Annotated in this window: 15 protein-coding genes and 1 tRNA gene; 13 read left to right on the top strand and 3 right to left on the bottom strand. The window is 72.2% G+C overall.

Annotated features, from left to right (window positions below; genetic code table 11):
- Positions 1–41: 41 nt before the first annotated feature.
- The 3 genes from K4G22_RS01700 (at position 42) to K4G22_RS01690 (ending at position 2872) form a co-directional block, all read left to right on the top strand.
- The gene (locus K4G22_RS01700; RefSeq protein ID WP_228077794.1) at positions 42–1130 is read left to right on the top strand and encodes a chorismate-binding protein; all 1089 of its coding nucleotides are present in this window, start codon (positions 42–44) and stop codon (positions 1128–1130) included.
- A complete protein-coding gene (locus K4G22_RS01695; protein WP_228077793.1) occupies positions 1105–1929 on the top strand; it encodes an aminotransferase class IV in 825 nt (274 codons plus the stop codon). Before K4G22_RS01700 ends, K4G22_RS01695 begins: the two co-directional genes overlap by 26 nt.
- 97 nt (positions 1930–2026) lie before the next feature.
- Positions 2027–2872, top strand: a complete 846-nt coding sequence (locus tag K4G22_RS01690) for a GNAT family N-acetyltransferase (RefSeq protein WP_228077792.1) — start codon at positions 2027–2029, stop codon at positions 2870–2872.
- A 13-nt stretch (positions 2873–2885) separates the two neighbouring features.
- Here K4G22_RS01690 and K4G22_RS01685 read toward each other — a convergent pair whose 3' ends face one another.
- Entirely contained in the window at positions 2886–3395 is a 510-nt protein-coding gene (locus K4G22_RS01685) for a DsbA family protein (RefSeq protein ID WP_228077791.1), read from the bottom strand.
- Positions 3396–3510: 115 nt separating this feature from the next.
- On the opposite strand from K4G22_RS01685, the gene K4G22_RS01680 reads away from it, so the two are divergent.
- Positions 3511–3942 carry a hypothetical protein gene (locus K4G22_RS01680; RefSeq protein WP_228077790.1) on the top strand — a complete coding sequence of 144 codons (432 nt, stop codon included), beginning with the start codon at positions 3511–3513 and terminating at the stop codon, positions 3940–3942.
- Positions 3943–4068: 126 nt separating this feature from the next.
- Complete coding sequence (locus tag K4G22_RS01675; protein WP_228084292.1) at positions 4069–4278, top strand: hypothetical protein; 210 nt, start codon at positions 4069–4071, stop codon at positions 4276–4278.
- A 137-nt stretch (positions 4279–4415) separates the two neighbouring features.
- Here K4G22_RS01675 and K4G22_RS01670 read toward each other — a convergent pair whose 3' ends face one another.
- The gene (locus tag K4G22_RS01670; protein ID WP_003959770.1) at positions 4416–4829 is read right to left on the bottom strand and encodes an SsgA family sporulation/cell division regulator; all 414 of its coding nucleotides are present in this window, start codon (positions 4827–4829) and stop codon (positions 4416–4418) included.
- A gap of 162 nt (positions 4830–4991) precedes the next feature.
- Between K4G22_RS01670 and K4G22_RS01665 the strand changes: the two genes are divergently transcribed.
- The 4 genes from K4G22_RS01665 to K4G22_RS01650 all read left to right on the top strand — a co-directional run bounded on the left by K4G22_RS01665 (position 4992) and on the right by K4G22_RS01650 (position 8335).
- Positions 4992–5459 carry an SRPBCC family protein gene (locus K4G22_RS01665; RefSeq protein WP_228077789.1) on the top strand — a complete coding sequence of 156 codons (468 nt, stop codon included), beginning with the start codon at positions 4992–4994 and terminating at the stop codon, positions 5457–5459.
- Between the two features lie 42 nt (positions 5460–5501).
- Positions 5502–5573: transfer RNA gene (locus K4G22_RS01660), tRNA-Val, on the top strand.
- Between the two features lie 151 nt (positions 5574–5724).
- On the top strand, positions 5725–7704 hold the full coding sequence (gene thrS, locus K4G22_RS01655; RefSeq protein WP_228077788.1) for a threonine--tRNA ligase: 1980 nt from the start codon (positions 5725–5727) through the stop codon (positions 7702–7704).
- Between the two features lie 73 nt (positions 7705–7777).
- A complete protein-coding gene (locus tag K4G22_RS01650; protein ID WP_228077787.1) occupies positions 7778–8335 on the top strand; it encodes an HIT family protein in 558 nt (185 codons plus the stop codon).
- Positions 8336–8385: 50 nt separating this feature from the next.
- Here K4G22_RS01650 and K4G22_RS01645 read toward each other — a convergent pair whose 3' ends face one another.
- Entirely contained in the window at positions 8386–10062 is a 1677-nt protein-coding gene (locus K4G22_RS01645; RefSeq protein ID WP_228077786.1) for a hypothetical protein, read from the bottom strand.
- 292 nt (positions 10063–10354) lie between these two features.
- Between K4G22_RS01645 and pgsA the strand changes: the two genes are divergently transcribed.
- The 4 genes from pgsA to K4G22_RS01625 are packed head-to-tail and all read left to right on the top strand — an operon-like array spanning position 10355 to position 13728.
- Positions 10355–11059, top strand: coding sequence for a phosphatidylinositol phosphate synthase (pgsA, locus tag K4G22_RS01640; RefSeq protein ID WP_228083917.1), 705 nt, complete (start codon positions 10355–10357; stop codon positions 11057–11059).
- Complete coding sequence (locus K4G22_RS01635) at positions 11056–11988, top strand: phosphatidylinositol mannoside acyltransferase (protein WP_228077785.1); 933 nt, start codon at positions 11056–11058, stop codon at positions 11986–11988. Before pgsA ends, K4G22_RS01635 begins: the two co-directional genes overlap by 4 nt.
- The gene (locus K4G22_RS01630) at positions 11985–13145 is read left to right on the top strand and encodes a glycosyltransferase family 4 protein (protein ID WP_228077784.1); all 1161 of its coding nucleotides are present in this window, start codon (positions 11985–11987) and stop codon (positions 13143–13145) included. Before K4G22_RS01635 ends, K4G22_RS01630 begins: the two co-directional genes overlap by 4 nt.
- Before the next feature lie 22 nt (positions 13146–13167).
- The gene (locus tag K4G22_RS01625; RefSeq protein ID WP_228077783.1) at positions 13168–13728 is read left to right on the top strand and encodes a LemA family protein; all 561 of its coding nucleotides are present in this window, start codon (positions 13168–13170) and stop codon (positions 13726–13728) included.
- Positions 13729–13767 lie beyond the last annotated feature (39 nt).

The following is a 13767-nucleotide window of genomic DNA, read 5'->3' as shown; positions in this document are numbered from 1 at the left end:
CAAACTCACCTTCCCCGGAGGCCCCCTCTAGACTCGCACAGGTGCACGAACAACCTCCGCTTGCTCGATTCGGTGGGCTGGTGGCCACCGACCTGATCGATGTCACCGACGACCCCGAGGCCCTCGACTCCCGGGGCTGGTGGGCGGTCGCCGCCGACTTCGACGGGCGGTTGGTCTGCGCCAGGTTCGCCACCCTGCGGCCGGCCCCGCCGTCGGCCGCCCCCGGGGTTCCCTGGCGCGGCCCCGCCCCCGACGACTGGACCAGCTCCCTCGACCGGGCCGGCTACACGGCCGGCGTCGAGGAGATCCGCCGCCGCGTCGCGGCCGGCGACGTCTACCAGGTCAACCTCTGCCGGGTGTTGTCGGCCCCCCTGCCCGAGCAGGCCGCCGACATCGACGCGTTGCGCGCCCGGCTGGCCAGCCGCCACCCGGCGCGCCACGCCGGCTCGATCCGGCTGCCGGCACACGGCACCGAGATCGCCACCGCCTCACCGGAGTTGTTCTTGCGCAGGACCGGCCGCACGGTCGAGTCCGGACCGATCAAGGGCACCGCCCGCACCCCCGAGGCGCTGCTGCCCAAGGACCGGGCGGAGAACGTGATGATCGTCGACCTGGTCCGCAACGACCTCGGCGCGGTCTGCGTCCCCGGCTCCGTCACCGTGCCGGAGCTCTGCGTCGTCGAGAACTACCCGGGCCTCGTCCACCTGGTGTCCACCGTCAGCGGCGAACTGGCCGAAGGCGCCGGCTGGCCCGAGCTGCTCGCCCACGCCTTCCCACCCGGATCGGTCACCGGCGCCCCCAAGTCCAGCGCGCTCACCGTCATCGACGCCCTGGAGCCGGCACGCCGCGGTCCCTACTGCGGCGCGATCGGCTGGGTCGACGCCGACCGGCGGGTGGGGGAGTTGGCCGTGGGCATCCGCACCTTCTGGATCGACCGGCTCGACCGGATCGACGGCCGCCCCCGGCTCCGCTTCGGCGCGGGCGCCGGCATCACCTGGGACTCACGACCCGAGGGCGAGTGGGCCGAGACGGTGCTGAAGGCCGAACGGCTCCTTGGGGTAGCGTCCGCTGGGGAAGAGGACAGCACGAAGCGAAGGAGCCGAGATGGCGCTGATCTGGCTGGACGGTGAGCTGCGCGACGCCGACAGCGCGCGGGTCTCCGTCTTCGACCACGGACTCACCGTGGGGGACGGGGTGTTCGAGACCATCAAGACCGAACGGGGCGCCCCCTTCGCGCTGACCCGCCACCTGGACCGGCTGGCGGTCTCCGCCGCCGGGCTCGGCCTCCCCGACCCGGACCGCGACGAGGTGCGCCGCGCCGCGCGGGCGGTGCTCGACGCCGTCCCGCTGGAGCGCGGCCGGCTGCGCGTCACCTACACCGGCGGACACGCCCCGCTCGGCTCGGACCGGGGCGACAGCAGGCCCACCCTGGTGGTGGCCCACGCCGAGGCCAAGGCCCCTCCGGCGGCCACCTCCGTGATCACCGTCCCCTGGACCCGCAACGAACGCGGCGCCCTCGCGGGACTGAAGAGCACCTCCTACGCGGAGAACGTCGTCGCGCTGGCCAGGGCCCGCCAACAGGCCGCCTCCGAGGCGCTCTTCGGCAACAACGCCGGGCAGCTGTGCGAGGGCACCGGGACCAACGTCTTCGTGGTGCTGGACGGCGAGCTGCACACCCCGCCGCTCTCCGCCGGCTGCCTCGCCGGCATCACCCGGGCCCTGGTGGTGGAGTGGTCGGGCGCCAAGGAGACCGAGCTGCCGATGGACTGCCTGCGGTGGGCGGAGGAGGTCTTCCTCACGTCGAGCACCCGCGACGTGCAGGCGGTGCGCCGCGTCGACGACCGCGAACTGCCCAAAGCCCCTGGCCCGGTGACCGCCGAGGCGCTCCGCGTCTTCCTGGCCAACTCCGCCGCCGACATCGACCCGTGACCCCCACGCACCAGGACGGCGCGCGTGGCACCACACCGGTCGGGGATAACGCCGCGCCGGCGGGGATTTCGCCGCGCGGCTGGGTAGACATCCGCCGATGACCACCACGTTGCGCCCCACGGGACCCGAGGAGCGAGCCGAGGACGGGGGCCGTCGTCGATCCTTCGCGATCGCCGACAACGGCCGCCCGGTCGGCGCGCTCACGCTGGCCACGGACAGCCGCTTCGCCCACCGGGCGGGGCGGCTGCTCGACCTCACGGTCGAGCCGGCCGAACGCCGACGCGGCCGGGGCACGGTCGCCGTGCTGGCCGCCGAGGAGGTACTGCGCGGCTGGGGCTGTCGCCAGGCCGACGCCACCGTCGACGCCGACGACGAGGGCGCGCTGCGGCTCGCCACCGCGCTCGGCTACCAGCCGCGCGGTCACCTCCTGACCAAGGAGCTGAAGGAGCCGCCGGCCCCGCCGCCGGCCGGCAGTGTCGCGCGCCCCATGGCCGAGGCCGAGTTCCAGGACTGGCTGGTGGAGGAGCGCGCCTCCTACACCCAGTCGTGGGTGGCGCGCGGGGTGCCGGAGCGGTGGGCGGCCTTCCGGGCCGACACCGATGTCGACGGTGCCTTTCCCGAGGGCCTCGGCAGCGCGGGAGTCCTGCTCCGCGTCCTGGAACACCGGGGCACCCCCGTGGGCACCTGCTGGCTGGATCTCGGCCGCACCCACGAGGAGAGGGTCGAGCGGGGCCCGATGCTGTTCGGGGTGCGGGTGGCCGAGGAGCAGCGGGGGCACGGCCATGGCCGCACCCTGCTCGGCGTCGCCGAAGACCTCGCCGCCGGCAGCGGCGCCGGCCGCCTCACCCTCCATGTCTTCGCCGGCAACGTGCCCGCCTCCCGGCTCTACGCCTCCCTCGGCTTCCAGCCGATCCGGCTGCACCTCAGCAAGCCCCTGGACTGACGGGCACCCCCGCTCAGGCCCGCTCGGCGAGCAGCCGCTCGACGATCTCGACGATCCGCTCGCGCAGCCCGGCCTGGCTCTTCCCGCCGTCCAGCCGCTCGCCGTCGATCAGATAGGTGGGCGTGCCGGTGACGCCCAGCGCCTGCCCCTCGGCGTGGTCGGCGTCCACCGCGAGCAGATGACGGCCGTCGATCAGCGCCGTCTCCACCTCGTCCGTGTCCAGCCCGATCTCGCGGGCCACCGCGAGCAGCTCGGCCTCGCCGCGCTTGGCCACCGCCCCGGTCCTGGCCAGCACCGCCGTCCAGTACGCGTCGCCCTTCCCCTGCGCGTACGCCTCCTCGGCGGCCTGCGCGGCGGCCAGCGCGTGCCGGTGGCCAGGCAGCGGGAAGTGCCGGCGCCTGATCTCCAGCGCGGCGCCGAAGCGCTCGGCCAGCGCCCGCAGGTCGTCCTCGGCCCGGTGACAGTCGGGGCACTGCAGGTCACACCACACGTCCAGCACGGCGGTCCCGTTCGTCTCGTTCATGGGGGCAGTCTTTCACCGGTCTTCCAGCCGGTTCTCCCGGCGGCTGACCCCGAGATCTCCCTGATCCCCGCGGCTGACGCTGGCCTCAGCGGAGCGAGCGCGGCACCATGGACAGATGTTGACTGGCATCGCATGTACTCTGCTGTCCGCTGCCGGCCTCGGCATCTCGCTGCTGGTGGCCAAGCGCCGCCGGTACGCCGCCGCGATGCGGCTGGCCGCGGTCTCGCTGGTGCCGGTGGGCCTGGCGATGACGGGCATCCTGCGCCTGATCATCAATATGACGTTCAACCCGGTGGCCTGGGCGGGCGTGGGGGTGCTGGGCTTCGCCGTCCTGCTCTTCCTGTCGGCCCGGCTGGCCGACCGGGGCGGCCGTGGCCAGCCGGCGGCCGAGCCCGCCGCGACCGCGGGCCCGGCCGTCACCGCCAAGGGGGCGAGCACGCCGGCGCTGCCGGCGACGGGGCGCAAGGGCGCCCAGGCCGCCGGCGGCGGGGGCGCGGCGGACGACTTCTCCGATATCGAGGCCATCCTGAAGAAGCACGGCATCTGAGCCGCGTCACGGGCGTGCCGATCTAGCACACGCGATGCCGTGCGTGCCGGCAAAACGGGGAATTCCCGCGCGAAGGAGACTTGTTGATCGCGCGAGCGGCGCCCGCTGGGCCATGATCGCCGCGTCATGGCCCACATCACCGGGGAGCACGCTCCCGACTCCGTCGCCCCGCCCATCTCCGAACCCCTTGTCGAGGTGGGCGCGGAGCGTTCCGCCGGGGACGCCGAGCCCAGGGGCTGCCTCTTCGCCGTCTCCCAGCCGCCGCTGATGCTCTTCCTTCTGGTCATCTGCGCGCTGCTGCTGATCGCGGGGGTGCACGACCAGTTCTGGCTCTGAGGCGGGCGCGGCCGGGTGCCGACACACCGAGGAGCCGCCGCGAGGGACTCGCGACGGCTCCTTGGTGTGGGGGTAGGGGGGCGCCGGTCCCTCCCACCGTCGCCCCGAGTCAGACGGTGGGAGGGACCGGCGGGTCCTCAGCTCTCGGCGAGAATGTGCGAGAGTTCCGTATCGAGGTCGAAATGCCGATGCTCCGTGCCTGGGGGTACGGCGGCATCGGTCCGCTTGAGGAACGATTCCAGGGCTCGGGCCGGGGCCTCCAGCAGCGCCTCCCCCTCGGGGGAACTGAGGGCGATGCAGACGACTCCCTGACCATGGCTGCGGGAGGGCCAGACCCGGACATCTCCCGTTCCCGTAGGGCGGTGCAGCCCTTCGGCCAACAGGTCACGGGCAAAAACCCACTCGACGGTTTCTTCGGCTCCGGTGTGAAATGTGGCGTGTACGGCGTAGGGGTCCGCCGTGTCATACCGCAGCCCCGCGGGTACAGGTAGTGAGGACTCGCTCGATACGACGAGGCGCAGGTGCAGCTCGCAGCTGACCGTGGTGTTCATAAGCGCCAGGGCCTTTCGCTCAGTGTGCGCTCGGGGATTCGCACGTCGGCCAATTCGAGATGCCACATACCCGTCGGTTGTAAACCAGTCTGCCCGCATTGCTCCCTTTAACGTCATTCCAATGGTGGAGCCGTGACAGGGCCCGGAGCGGAGAGGAAGGCCATGTCCCATCCCTGGTGGACCCGTTACCAATTCGGCGGTGTCTGGCGTGTCGCGGCGCCGGCCTCCCGGATCTTCGCGGTGCTCGACGAACCGGAGGGCTATCCGCGCTGGTGGCCGCAGATCCGCGCGGTGCGGCGCACCGGCCCCGACCGTGGGCTGGTCACCATCCGCTCGGTGCTCCCGTTCGAGCTGCGGGTGGGGGTGCGCAGGGGGCGACGCGACCAGGCGGGCGGGCGGCTTGAGGTGCTGCTGTCCGGGGATCTGGAGGGCGCCCTGCGCTGGTCGCTCTTCCCCGACGGACCTCGCACCCTGGTCGTCCACGCCCAGGACTGCGCGCTGACGGCCGTGGTGCCGCTGCGGTTCGGCCCCCTCGCCAGGCCGCTGCTGCGGGCCAACCACGCGGCGATGACGCGGGCGGGGGAGCGTGGTCTGCGGGCCTGCCTGGAAGGGGATTTGGATCTCGGCTGACCTGCCCTGTATGGTTTCTCACGTGCCGCAGAGCACAACACCGGGCGATTAGCTCAGTGGGAGAGCGCTTCGTTCACACCGAAGAGGTCACTGGTTCGAACCCAGTATCGCCCACCCCGGGAAGGCCGGTTCGTCGTTCAGGCGGGCCGGTCTTTCGTTGTGCCGGGCCGCGGCTCCGGGTGCGCGACGCCCCCTGGGCGCTCGGTACGATGCGGCGGTGCGCAGCGTTCGCTGCCCTTCCCCAGGCAAGAGTCAGGAGAGACCGGTGTCAGACGTCCGTGTGATCATCCAACGCGATTCCGAGCGGGAAGAGCGCGTGGTGACGACGGGCGCGACGGCCGCCGCGCTCTTCGAGGGCGAGCGTTCCGTGGTGGCCGCCCGGGTCGGCGGCGAACTCCGCGACCTCACGCATCCGCTGGCCGACGGCGACGAGGTGGAGCCCGTCGAGCTCACCTCGCCCGACGGGCTCGACATCCTGCGGCACTCCACCGCCCATGTCCTCGCCCAGGCCGTCCAGGAGCTGTACCCGGACGCCAAGCTGGGCATCGGCCCGCCGATCAAGGACGGCTTCTACTACGACTTCGACGTCGCGGACCCGTTCCACCCCGAGGACCTCGGCCGCATCGAGAAGCAGATGCAGCGCATCCAGAAGCAGGGGCAGCGGTTTGTCCGGCGGGTGGTAGGCGACGACGAGGCGCGGGAGGAACTGGCGGCCGAGCCCTACAAGTTGGAGCTGATCGGGCTCAAGGGCGCGGCGGCCGAGTCGGCCGAGGGCGCGGGCGCCGAGGTCGGCGCCGGCGAGCTGACGATCTATGACAACGTGGACGCCAAGAGCGGCGAGCTGTGCTGGAAGGACCTCTGCCGAGGCCCGCACCTGCCGAACACCCGGCTGATCCCGGCGTTCAAGCTGATGCGTTCGGCCGCGGCCTACTGGCGCGGGAGCGAGCGCAACCCGCAGCTCCAGCGGATCTATGGCACCGCCTGGCCGACCAAGGACGAGCTCAAGGCCCATCTGGCGTTTCTCGCCGAGGCCGAGAAGCGGGACCACCGCAAACTCGGCGCCGAGCTCGACCTGTTCTCCATTCCGGAGGAGCTGGGCTCGGGGCTCGCCGTGTTCCATCCGAAGGGCGGCACCGTCCGCCGGGTGATGGAGGACTATTCGCGCCGCCGTCACGAGGCTGCGGGATATGAATTCGTCAACACCCCGCACATCAGCAAGCGAAAGCTGTTCGAGACCTCGGGGCATCTGCCGAACTATGCGGAGTCCATGTTCCCGCCCATGGAATTCGAGGGGCAGGACTATTACCTCAAGGCCATGAACTGCCCCATGCACAACCTGATTTTCCGGGCGCGTGGCCGGTCCTATCGGGAATTGCCGCTGCGGCTGTTCGAGTTCGGCACGGTCTACCGCTACGAGAAGTCGGGCGTGGTGCACGGGCTCACCCGGGCGCGCGGATTCACCCAGGACGACTCGCATATCTACTGCACCAAGGAGCAGATGCCGGACGAGCTGGACGCGCTGCTCACGTTCGTGCTCAACCTGCTGCGTGACTACGGCCTCGACGAGTTCTACCTGGAGCTGTCCACCCGGGGCGACTCGGACAAGTTCATCGGCGAGCCGGCGGAGTGGGCCGAGGCGACGGAGGCGCTGCGCGAGGCGGCCGGCAAGCAGGGCCTGGAGCTGGTGATGGACCCGGGCGGCGCCGCCTACTACGGGCCCAAGATCTCCGTGCAGGCCAGGGACGCCATCGGCAGGACCTGGCAGATGTCCACCATCCAGGTGGACTTCCAGCAGCCCAAGCGGTTCGACCTGGAGTACACCGCGGCCGACGGCACCCGGCAGACCCCGGTGATGCTGCACCGGGCGCTCTTCGGCTCCATCGAGCGGTTCTTCGCCGTGCTGCTGGAGCACTACGCGGGCGTCTTCCCGCCGTGGCTGGCCCCCGTCCAGGCGGTGGGCATCCCGATCGGCGACGCGCATGTCCCCTACCTCCAGGAGTTCGCCGCCGAGGCCAGGGCGGCCGGGCTGCGGATGGAGGTGGACGCCTCGTCGGACCGGATGCAGAAGAAGATCCGCAACGCGCAGAAGGCCAAGGTGCCCTTCATGGTCATCGCCGGCGACGACGACACCGCCGCCGGCGCGGTGAGCTTCCGCTACCGCGACGGCAGTCAGCGCAACGGGGTTCCGCGCGCCGAGGCGCTGCGGGAGATCGCCGAAGCCGTGGAGAGCCGGGCGCAGGTCTGAGCGGGCGAAGCGCGCGCGTCGGGGTGGGTTCCGGGGGTCGGCCCCGGGGCCCGCGTCGGGCGTCCGACGCCATATGCTGGCCGGCATGAGCAGCGAGCCGGAGCAGCAGATCGGGGTGGGGTCACCGGACGCGTTCCAACGCCTGTGGACGCCTCACCGGATGGCCTATATCCAGGGTGAGGGAAAACCCACCGGGCCCGGAGCCGAGGACGGGTGTCCGTTCTGCGCGATCCCCGGCAAGAGCGACGAGGACGGCCTGGTCATCGCCCGGGGCCAGACCGTCTACGCGGTGCTCAACCTCTACCCGTACAACGGCGGCCATCTGCTGGTGGTGCCCTACCGGCATGTCGCCGACTACACGGGGCTGACCGACGCGGAGACCACCGAGTTGGCGGAGTTCACCAAGCGGGCCATGACGGCGATCCGGGCGGCCTCGGGCGCGCACGGCTTCAACATCGGGATGAACCAGGGCTCGGCCGCCGGCGCCGGGATCGCTCCCCATCTGCACCAGCACGTGGTGCCGCGCTGGGGCGGTGACGCCAACTTCATGCCGGTGGTGGGCCACACCAAGGTGTTGCCCCAACTCCTCGCCGACACCCGGCGGATGCTCGCCGACGCCTGGCCGGTCTGACGCCTTGCCGAGGCCGACCGCGTGCCCGCCGGCACGCGGTCGAACGGCACTCACATGTTGTACTCGTCGGCGTGCTTGGGGCCCGGGTCCTGGATCTGGCCGCTGAGCGCCTGCGACCTGGCGTCGAACGGCGTCATGTCCACGCCGTTCTCCCGCAGCACCCGGAACGCCGCCGCGTGCGCGACGCGCAGCACCGGCGTCGCGGTGCGCAGCACGTCGTCCACCATGAAGCGGTTCCCCCACGGCGTGGTGGCCCAGGTGTGCCGCAGCCCGAAGGGCTCGGGCAGGCCGAGCGAGCCGCCGAACTTGTCCAGCGTCTTCGGGAACCAGGTGAGCGGCGCGCGCACGGCCAGCCGCACCACCTCGCTCGGCTTCACGGCGGGGAGCTCCACATCGTGCGTCTTCCAGACCTTGGGGAAGTTCCGCACCTTCTTCTTGTCGGGGCTCGGGCCCTTGGCGAAGAAGCCGTGCAACGGACCCAGGGCGTAGCCGGAGACCTCGATCCGCAGCGTGTGGTGGAGCACCGTCACCGAGATCATCATGGTGATGATCAGCTCACCGTCCCACAGCGCGAACTGGACGCCCAGGTAGTGCCGGTCCCCGGCGTTGAACTGCGACTCGTTGCAGATCCGCTGCACCTCGATGTTGCTGAAGCTGTAGCCGTCCGCCGTCGGCCCCTCGGGGCGGGACACCTCGCCCGCGCCCTCGCCCACATGCCGCACCACCCAGTGGACTATGGACGGCGGGGTGAAGCCGCCGGTGTGCAACGGGCCGCGCTCCAGCATCCGCAGTTGGTCGCCGATGGCCCTGGCCACGTCCCAGCTGCGGAACGGGTCGATCTCCCGACCCGGGTCACGCGGGCGCAGATCCTCGGCGAGCTGCCAGCTGCCCCAGCGCACGCCCATGCCGAGTATGCCCTTGGTGCCGGCGTAGTAGGTGAGGTTGCTCGCCTGCTCGGCGGCCAGCTTGGCCAGCCCGATCCGCAGCCGCTCGGCCTCCGCGTCGTTGGGGTTCTGCGGGACGGCCTCGGGCACCGCCGCGCCCGACTTGCCGCCGCCGGCCAGATCGCCCCAGTGCGCCCTGAGGTTCTGCGCGGTGCGCTCGCTCACCTGCCGGGCGAGGAACCAGCCCAGGATCGGCGCCGGCAGCACCGCCCACAGATAGATCTGGAGCGCGCCGTCCACCGGGGCGCGCACCACGGCCAGCACGGCCAGCGCGCCGATACCGATCAGCAGCAGGGTGCCGAGCACGCCGGCGCGCCGGTCCTGGGAGCCGGCGAAGGTGCGGCGGAGCTGGAAAAGACCGAGCCATATCGCCACCCCGGGCAGGAAGAGCAGCCCGAAGACCACCATGATCAACGTCAGCCGGCTGTCCCGCTGCCGCCTGATGCGCTTGGCCGCCAGCGCGTGCTCGACCACCACCTGCGGCTCGGCGCCGAAGGACTGGATCAGCGGCTTGCGGCCGTCCGACAGCATCCTGGTCTCGATGGCGCGGGTGAACGCCTCGCCCAGGTTGGGCTCCAGCAGCGAGAACTTGCCCTTGTTCACGCTGGCCGCCTCGTTGGGCTCCTTGATGTCGGCCGGGTCGCCCTCCCGGTAGGCCACGGAGGCGATCCGCTGGCTGAGCCCGGTGCGCCCGGTGTTGGCGCCGGACAGCGGCACCTGGGCGCCGGGGGCGAAGTCGAACTCCACACCGGCCGCGTTCCGTAGGTCGTCAAGCGCCGTCATGACCGCCCCCACTCCCTGAGCCGTACCGGAAGAAGCGCCATCGATGAACCGCTTCGACGCGCACGAAGAACCGTCCTCACACGAGATCCGCCGACAGGCCCGTTCCCGCCCCGGGCGGGCGCGACACCTGCCGTGGCAAGACTATCGGCGTCGGGCACAACGGCGCTGCCGGATAGGCCAGTTCCCGCCGTCGGGGCGGGGTGGGCGGGCGAGTCCCCCCGGCGTGACTACGATGGGCCCTCCGGTGGCCGCCCGACCCGCGCGGCCCGATGCCTCACCCCCTGGGAAGGACATGCTCAACAAGTACGCGCGTGCATTCTTCACGCGTGTCCTCACCCCGTTCGCCGCCCTGCTGCTTCGGCTGCGGGTGAGCCCGGACGCGGTGACCCTCATCGGAACCGCCGGAGTCATGGCGGGAGCGCTGGCCTTCTATCCCAGGGGCGAGTTCTTCTGGGGCACCGTCGTCATCACGCTGTTCGTCTTCTCCGACATGGTGGACGGCAACATGGCCCGCCAACTCGGTGTGTCGAGCCGCTGGGGCGCCTTCCTGGACTCCACCCTGGACCGGGTCGCCGACGCGGCCGTCTTCACCGGGATCGCGCTCTGGTACGCCGGCGGCGGTGACCACATGGTGCTCTGCGCCGTCACGCTCTTCTGCCTCGCCAGCGGTCAGGTGGTCTCGTACACCAAGGCCAGGGGCGAGAGCATCGGCCTGCCCGTCAAGGTCAACGGTCTGGTGGAGCGCGCCGAGCGGCTGGTCATCACGCTGGTCTGCGCCGGCTTCGCCGGCTGGGAGCGCACGTTCGACGTGCCGCACATCGACGTGCTGCTGCCGATCGCCCTCTGGGTGGTCGCCGTCGGCAGCCTGATCACGCTGGTCCAGCGGATGGTCACGGTGCGCCGTGAGTCGGCCGAGGCGGACGCCGCCGACGCCGCCGCCCGGGAGGCCGCCGACCAGGCGCCGGCGCCGGCGGAGGGGAAGAGCGAACGCGGATGAGGGAGCGTCTCGCCGACCTCGGCTACCAAGTCGGCTGGAGCGCGGTCAAGCGCCTGCCCGAGCCGGCCGCCGTGGCCCTGGGGCGGCGCGCCGCCGACTCCGCCTGGCGGCGTCGCGGCCCCCGGGTGCGGCAGCTGGAGGCCAATCTGGCCCGGGTGCGGCCCGGAGCCGACGAGGCCGAGCTGCGCGCGCTCTCCCGGGCCGGGATGCGCAGCTATCTGCGGTACTGGGTGGAGTCCTTCCGGCTGCCGGTCTGGAGCGAGCGGCGGATCGGCGGCGCGCTGCGCCTCGACGACCAGCACCACCTCACGGACGCCATCGACGCGGGCAAGGGCGTGGTGTTGGCCCTGCCGCACCTGGCCAACTGGGATCTGGCCGGCAGCTGGCTGGTCACCGAGCTGCGCACCCCGTTCACCACGGTCGCCGAACGACTCAAGCCCGAGCGGCTGTTCGACCGCTTCATCGCCTACCGCGAGGGCCTCGGCATGGAGGTGGTGCCGCACGACGGCGGGGTCGCCTTCGGCAAGCTCGCTCGGCGGCTGCGCGCCGGCGGCGTGGTGGCGCTCGTCGCCGACCGCGACCTGTCGGCCTCCGGCGTTCCGGTCACCTTCTTCGGCGAGACGGCCACCATGCCGGCTGGCCCCGCGCTGCTGGCCCAGCAGACGGGCGCCGCGCTGCTGCCGGTGTCCCTCTGGTACGACGAGACCCCGGTGATGAAGGGCCGGGTGATGGCGCCGCTGCCCATGCCGGCGGACGGCACCCGCGCCGAGCGCACCGCCGCGCTGACCCAGGCCCTGGCCGACCGGTTCGCCGGCGCCATCGCCGAACACCCGCAGGACTGGCACATGTTGCAGAGGCTGTGGACGGCCGATCTGGACCCGAGGCCGGCGCCCCCCGCACCCGACCCAGCCGAGGAGCGCCGGGCATGAGGATCGGCATCGTCTGCCCCTACTCCTGGGACGTCCCCGGGGGGGTCCAGTTCCACGTGCGGGACCTGGCCGAGCACCTGATCGAACGGGGCCACCACGTCTCGGTGCTGGCCCCCGCCGACGAGGACACCCCGCTGCCGCCCTATGTGGTCTCGGCCGGCCGGGCCGTCTCCGTCCCGTACAACGGGTCGGTCGCCCGGGTGAACCTAGGGCTGACCTCGGCGTCCAAGGTCCGCCGCTGGGTCCACGACGGCGACTTCGACGTGCTGCACATCCACGAGCCGGTGGTGCCCTCGCTGGGGCTGCTCACCTGCTGGGCGGCGCGCGGCCCGATCGTCGCCACCTTCCACACCTCCAACCCGCGCTCCCGGGCCATGGTCGCCGCCTATCCGATGCTCCAGCCGGCGCTGGAGAAGATCAGCGCCAGGATCGCGGTGAGCGAGTACGCCCGGCGCACCCTGGTCGAGCATCTGGGCGGCGACGCCGTGGTCATCCCCAACGGGGTGGACGTGGGCTTCTTCGCCGACGCCGAGCCCAGGGCCGAGTGGCGGGGCGACACCATCGGCTTCATCGGCCGCATCGACGAGCCGCGCAAGGGCCTGCCCGTGCTGATGCGCGCGCTGCCGGCCATCCTGGCCGCCCGCCCGACCACCAGGCTGCTGGTCGCCGGCCGTGGCGACGAGAAGGAGGCGGTGGCCACGCTGCCGGCCGAGCTGCGGGAGCGGGTGGAGTTCCTCGGCATGATCACCGACGAGGAGAAGGCCGGCCTGCTGCGCAGCGTCGACCTCTATGTGGCGCCCAACACCGGCGGCGAGAGCTTCGGCATCATCCTGGTCGAGGCGCTCTCCGCCGGGGCGCCCGTGCTGGCCAGCGATCTGGACGCGTTCGCCCAGGTGTTGGACGGCGGCACGGCGGGCGAGCTGTTCGTCAACGAGGACGCGGACGCGCTCGCCGCCGCCGCGCTGCGTCTGCTGGGCGCCCCCGAGCGCAGGGCCGAGCTGCGGGAACGCGGCAGCCGGCATGTGCGGCGCTTCGACTGGTCGACGGTGGGCGCCGATGTGCTGGCGGTCTACGAGACGGTCACCGCCGGTCGTGGTTCGGTCGCCCCGGACGACCGGGTCGGGCTGCTGGGCCGCCTGGGCTTCGCCAGGGACTGACCCCCGGGTAGGGTGACCGGGCGTGACCACTGTCATCTCCGTCGTTGCCGCGCTGCTGCTGATCGGTGTCTATCTGAGCTGGACGGCCGGGCGACTCGACCGGCTGCACGCCAGGATGGACGCGGCCAGGGCCGCGCTGGACGCCCAGCTCCTGCGGCGCGCCTCCATCACCCAGGAACTCGCCACCGCCGGCGTCTTCGACCCCGCCGCCTCGATGGTCCTCTACCAGGCCGCGCACGCCGCGCGTCTCGCCGAGGACGAACAGCGGGAGGTCGCGGAGAGCGAGCTGACCCAGGCGCTGCGCGCGGTCTTCGCCGAACGGGCCCAGGTGGGCGCGGTGTTGGACGCGCCGGGCGGCGAGGCCAGCGCCGAGGAGCTGGTGGCCGCCGTGCGGCGGGTCCCGATGGCCCGCCGTTTCCACAACGACGCGGTCAGGGCCGCCCGCGCCGTCCGCCGCCACCGCACCGTCCGCTGGCTCCGGCTGGCCGGGCACGCGCCGTTCCCGCTGGCCTTCGAGATGGACGACGAACCGCCCCCCGCCCTGCTGGAGCCGCTGCGGGGCGACGGTTCCGCGACCCACTGAGGGACGAGCGTGCGAGCCACCGAGGGACGATTGGCCCTT

The sequence above is a fragment of the Streptomyces profundus genome, from assembly GCF_020740535.1.
GTDB lineage: Bacteria > Actinomycetota > Actinomycetes > Streptomycetales > Streptomycetaceae > Streptomyces > Streptomyces profundus.
Note: the sequence above shows the minus strand (reverse complement) of the source record. Positions and strands in the feature narration are given on the sequence as shown.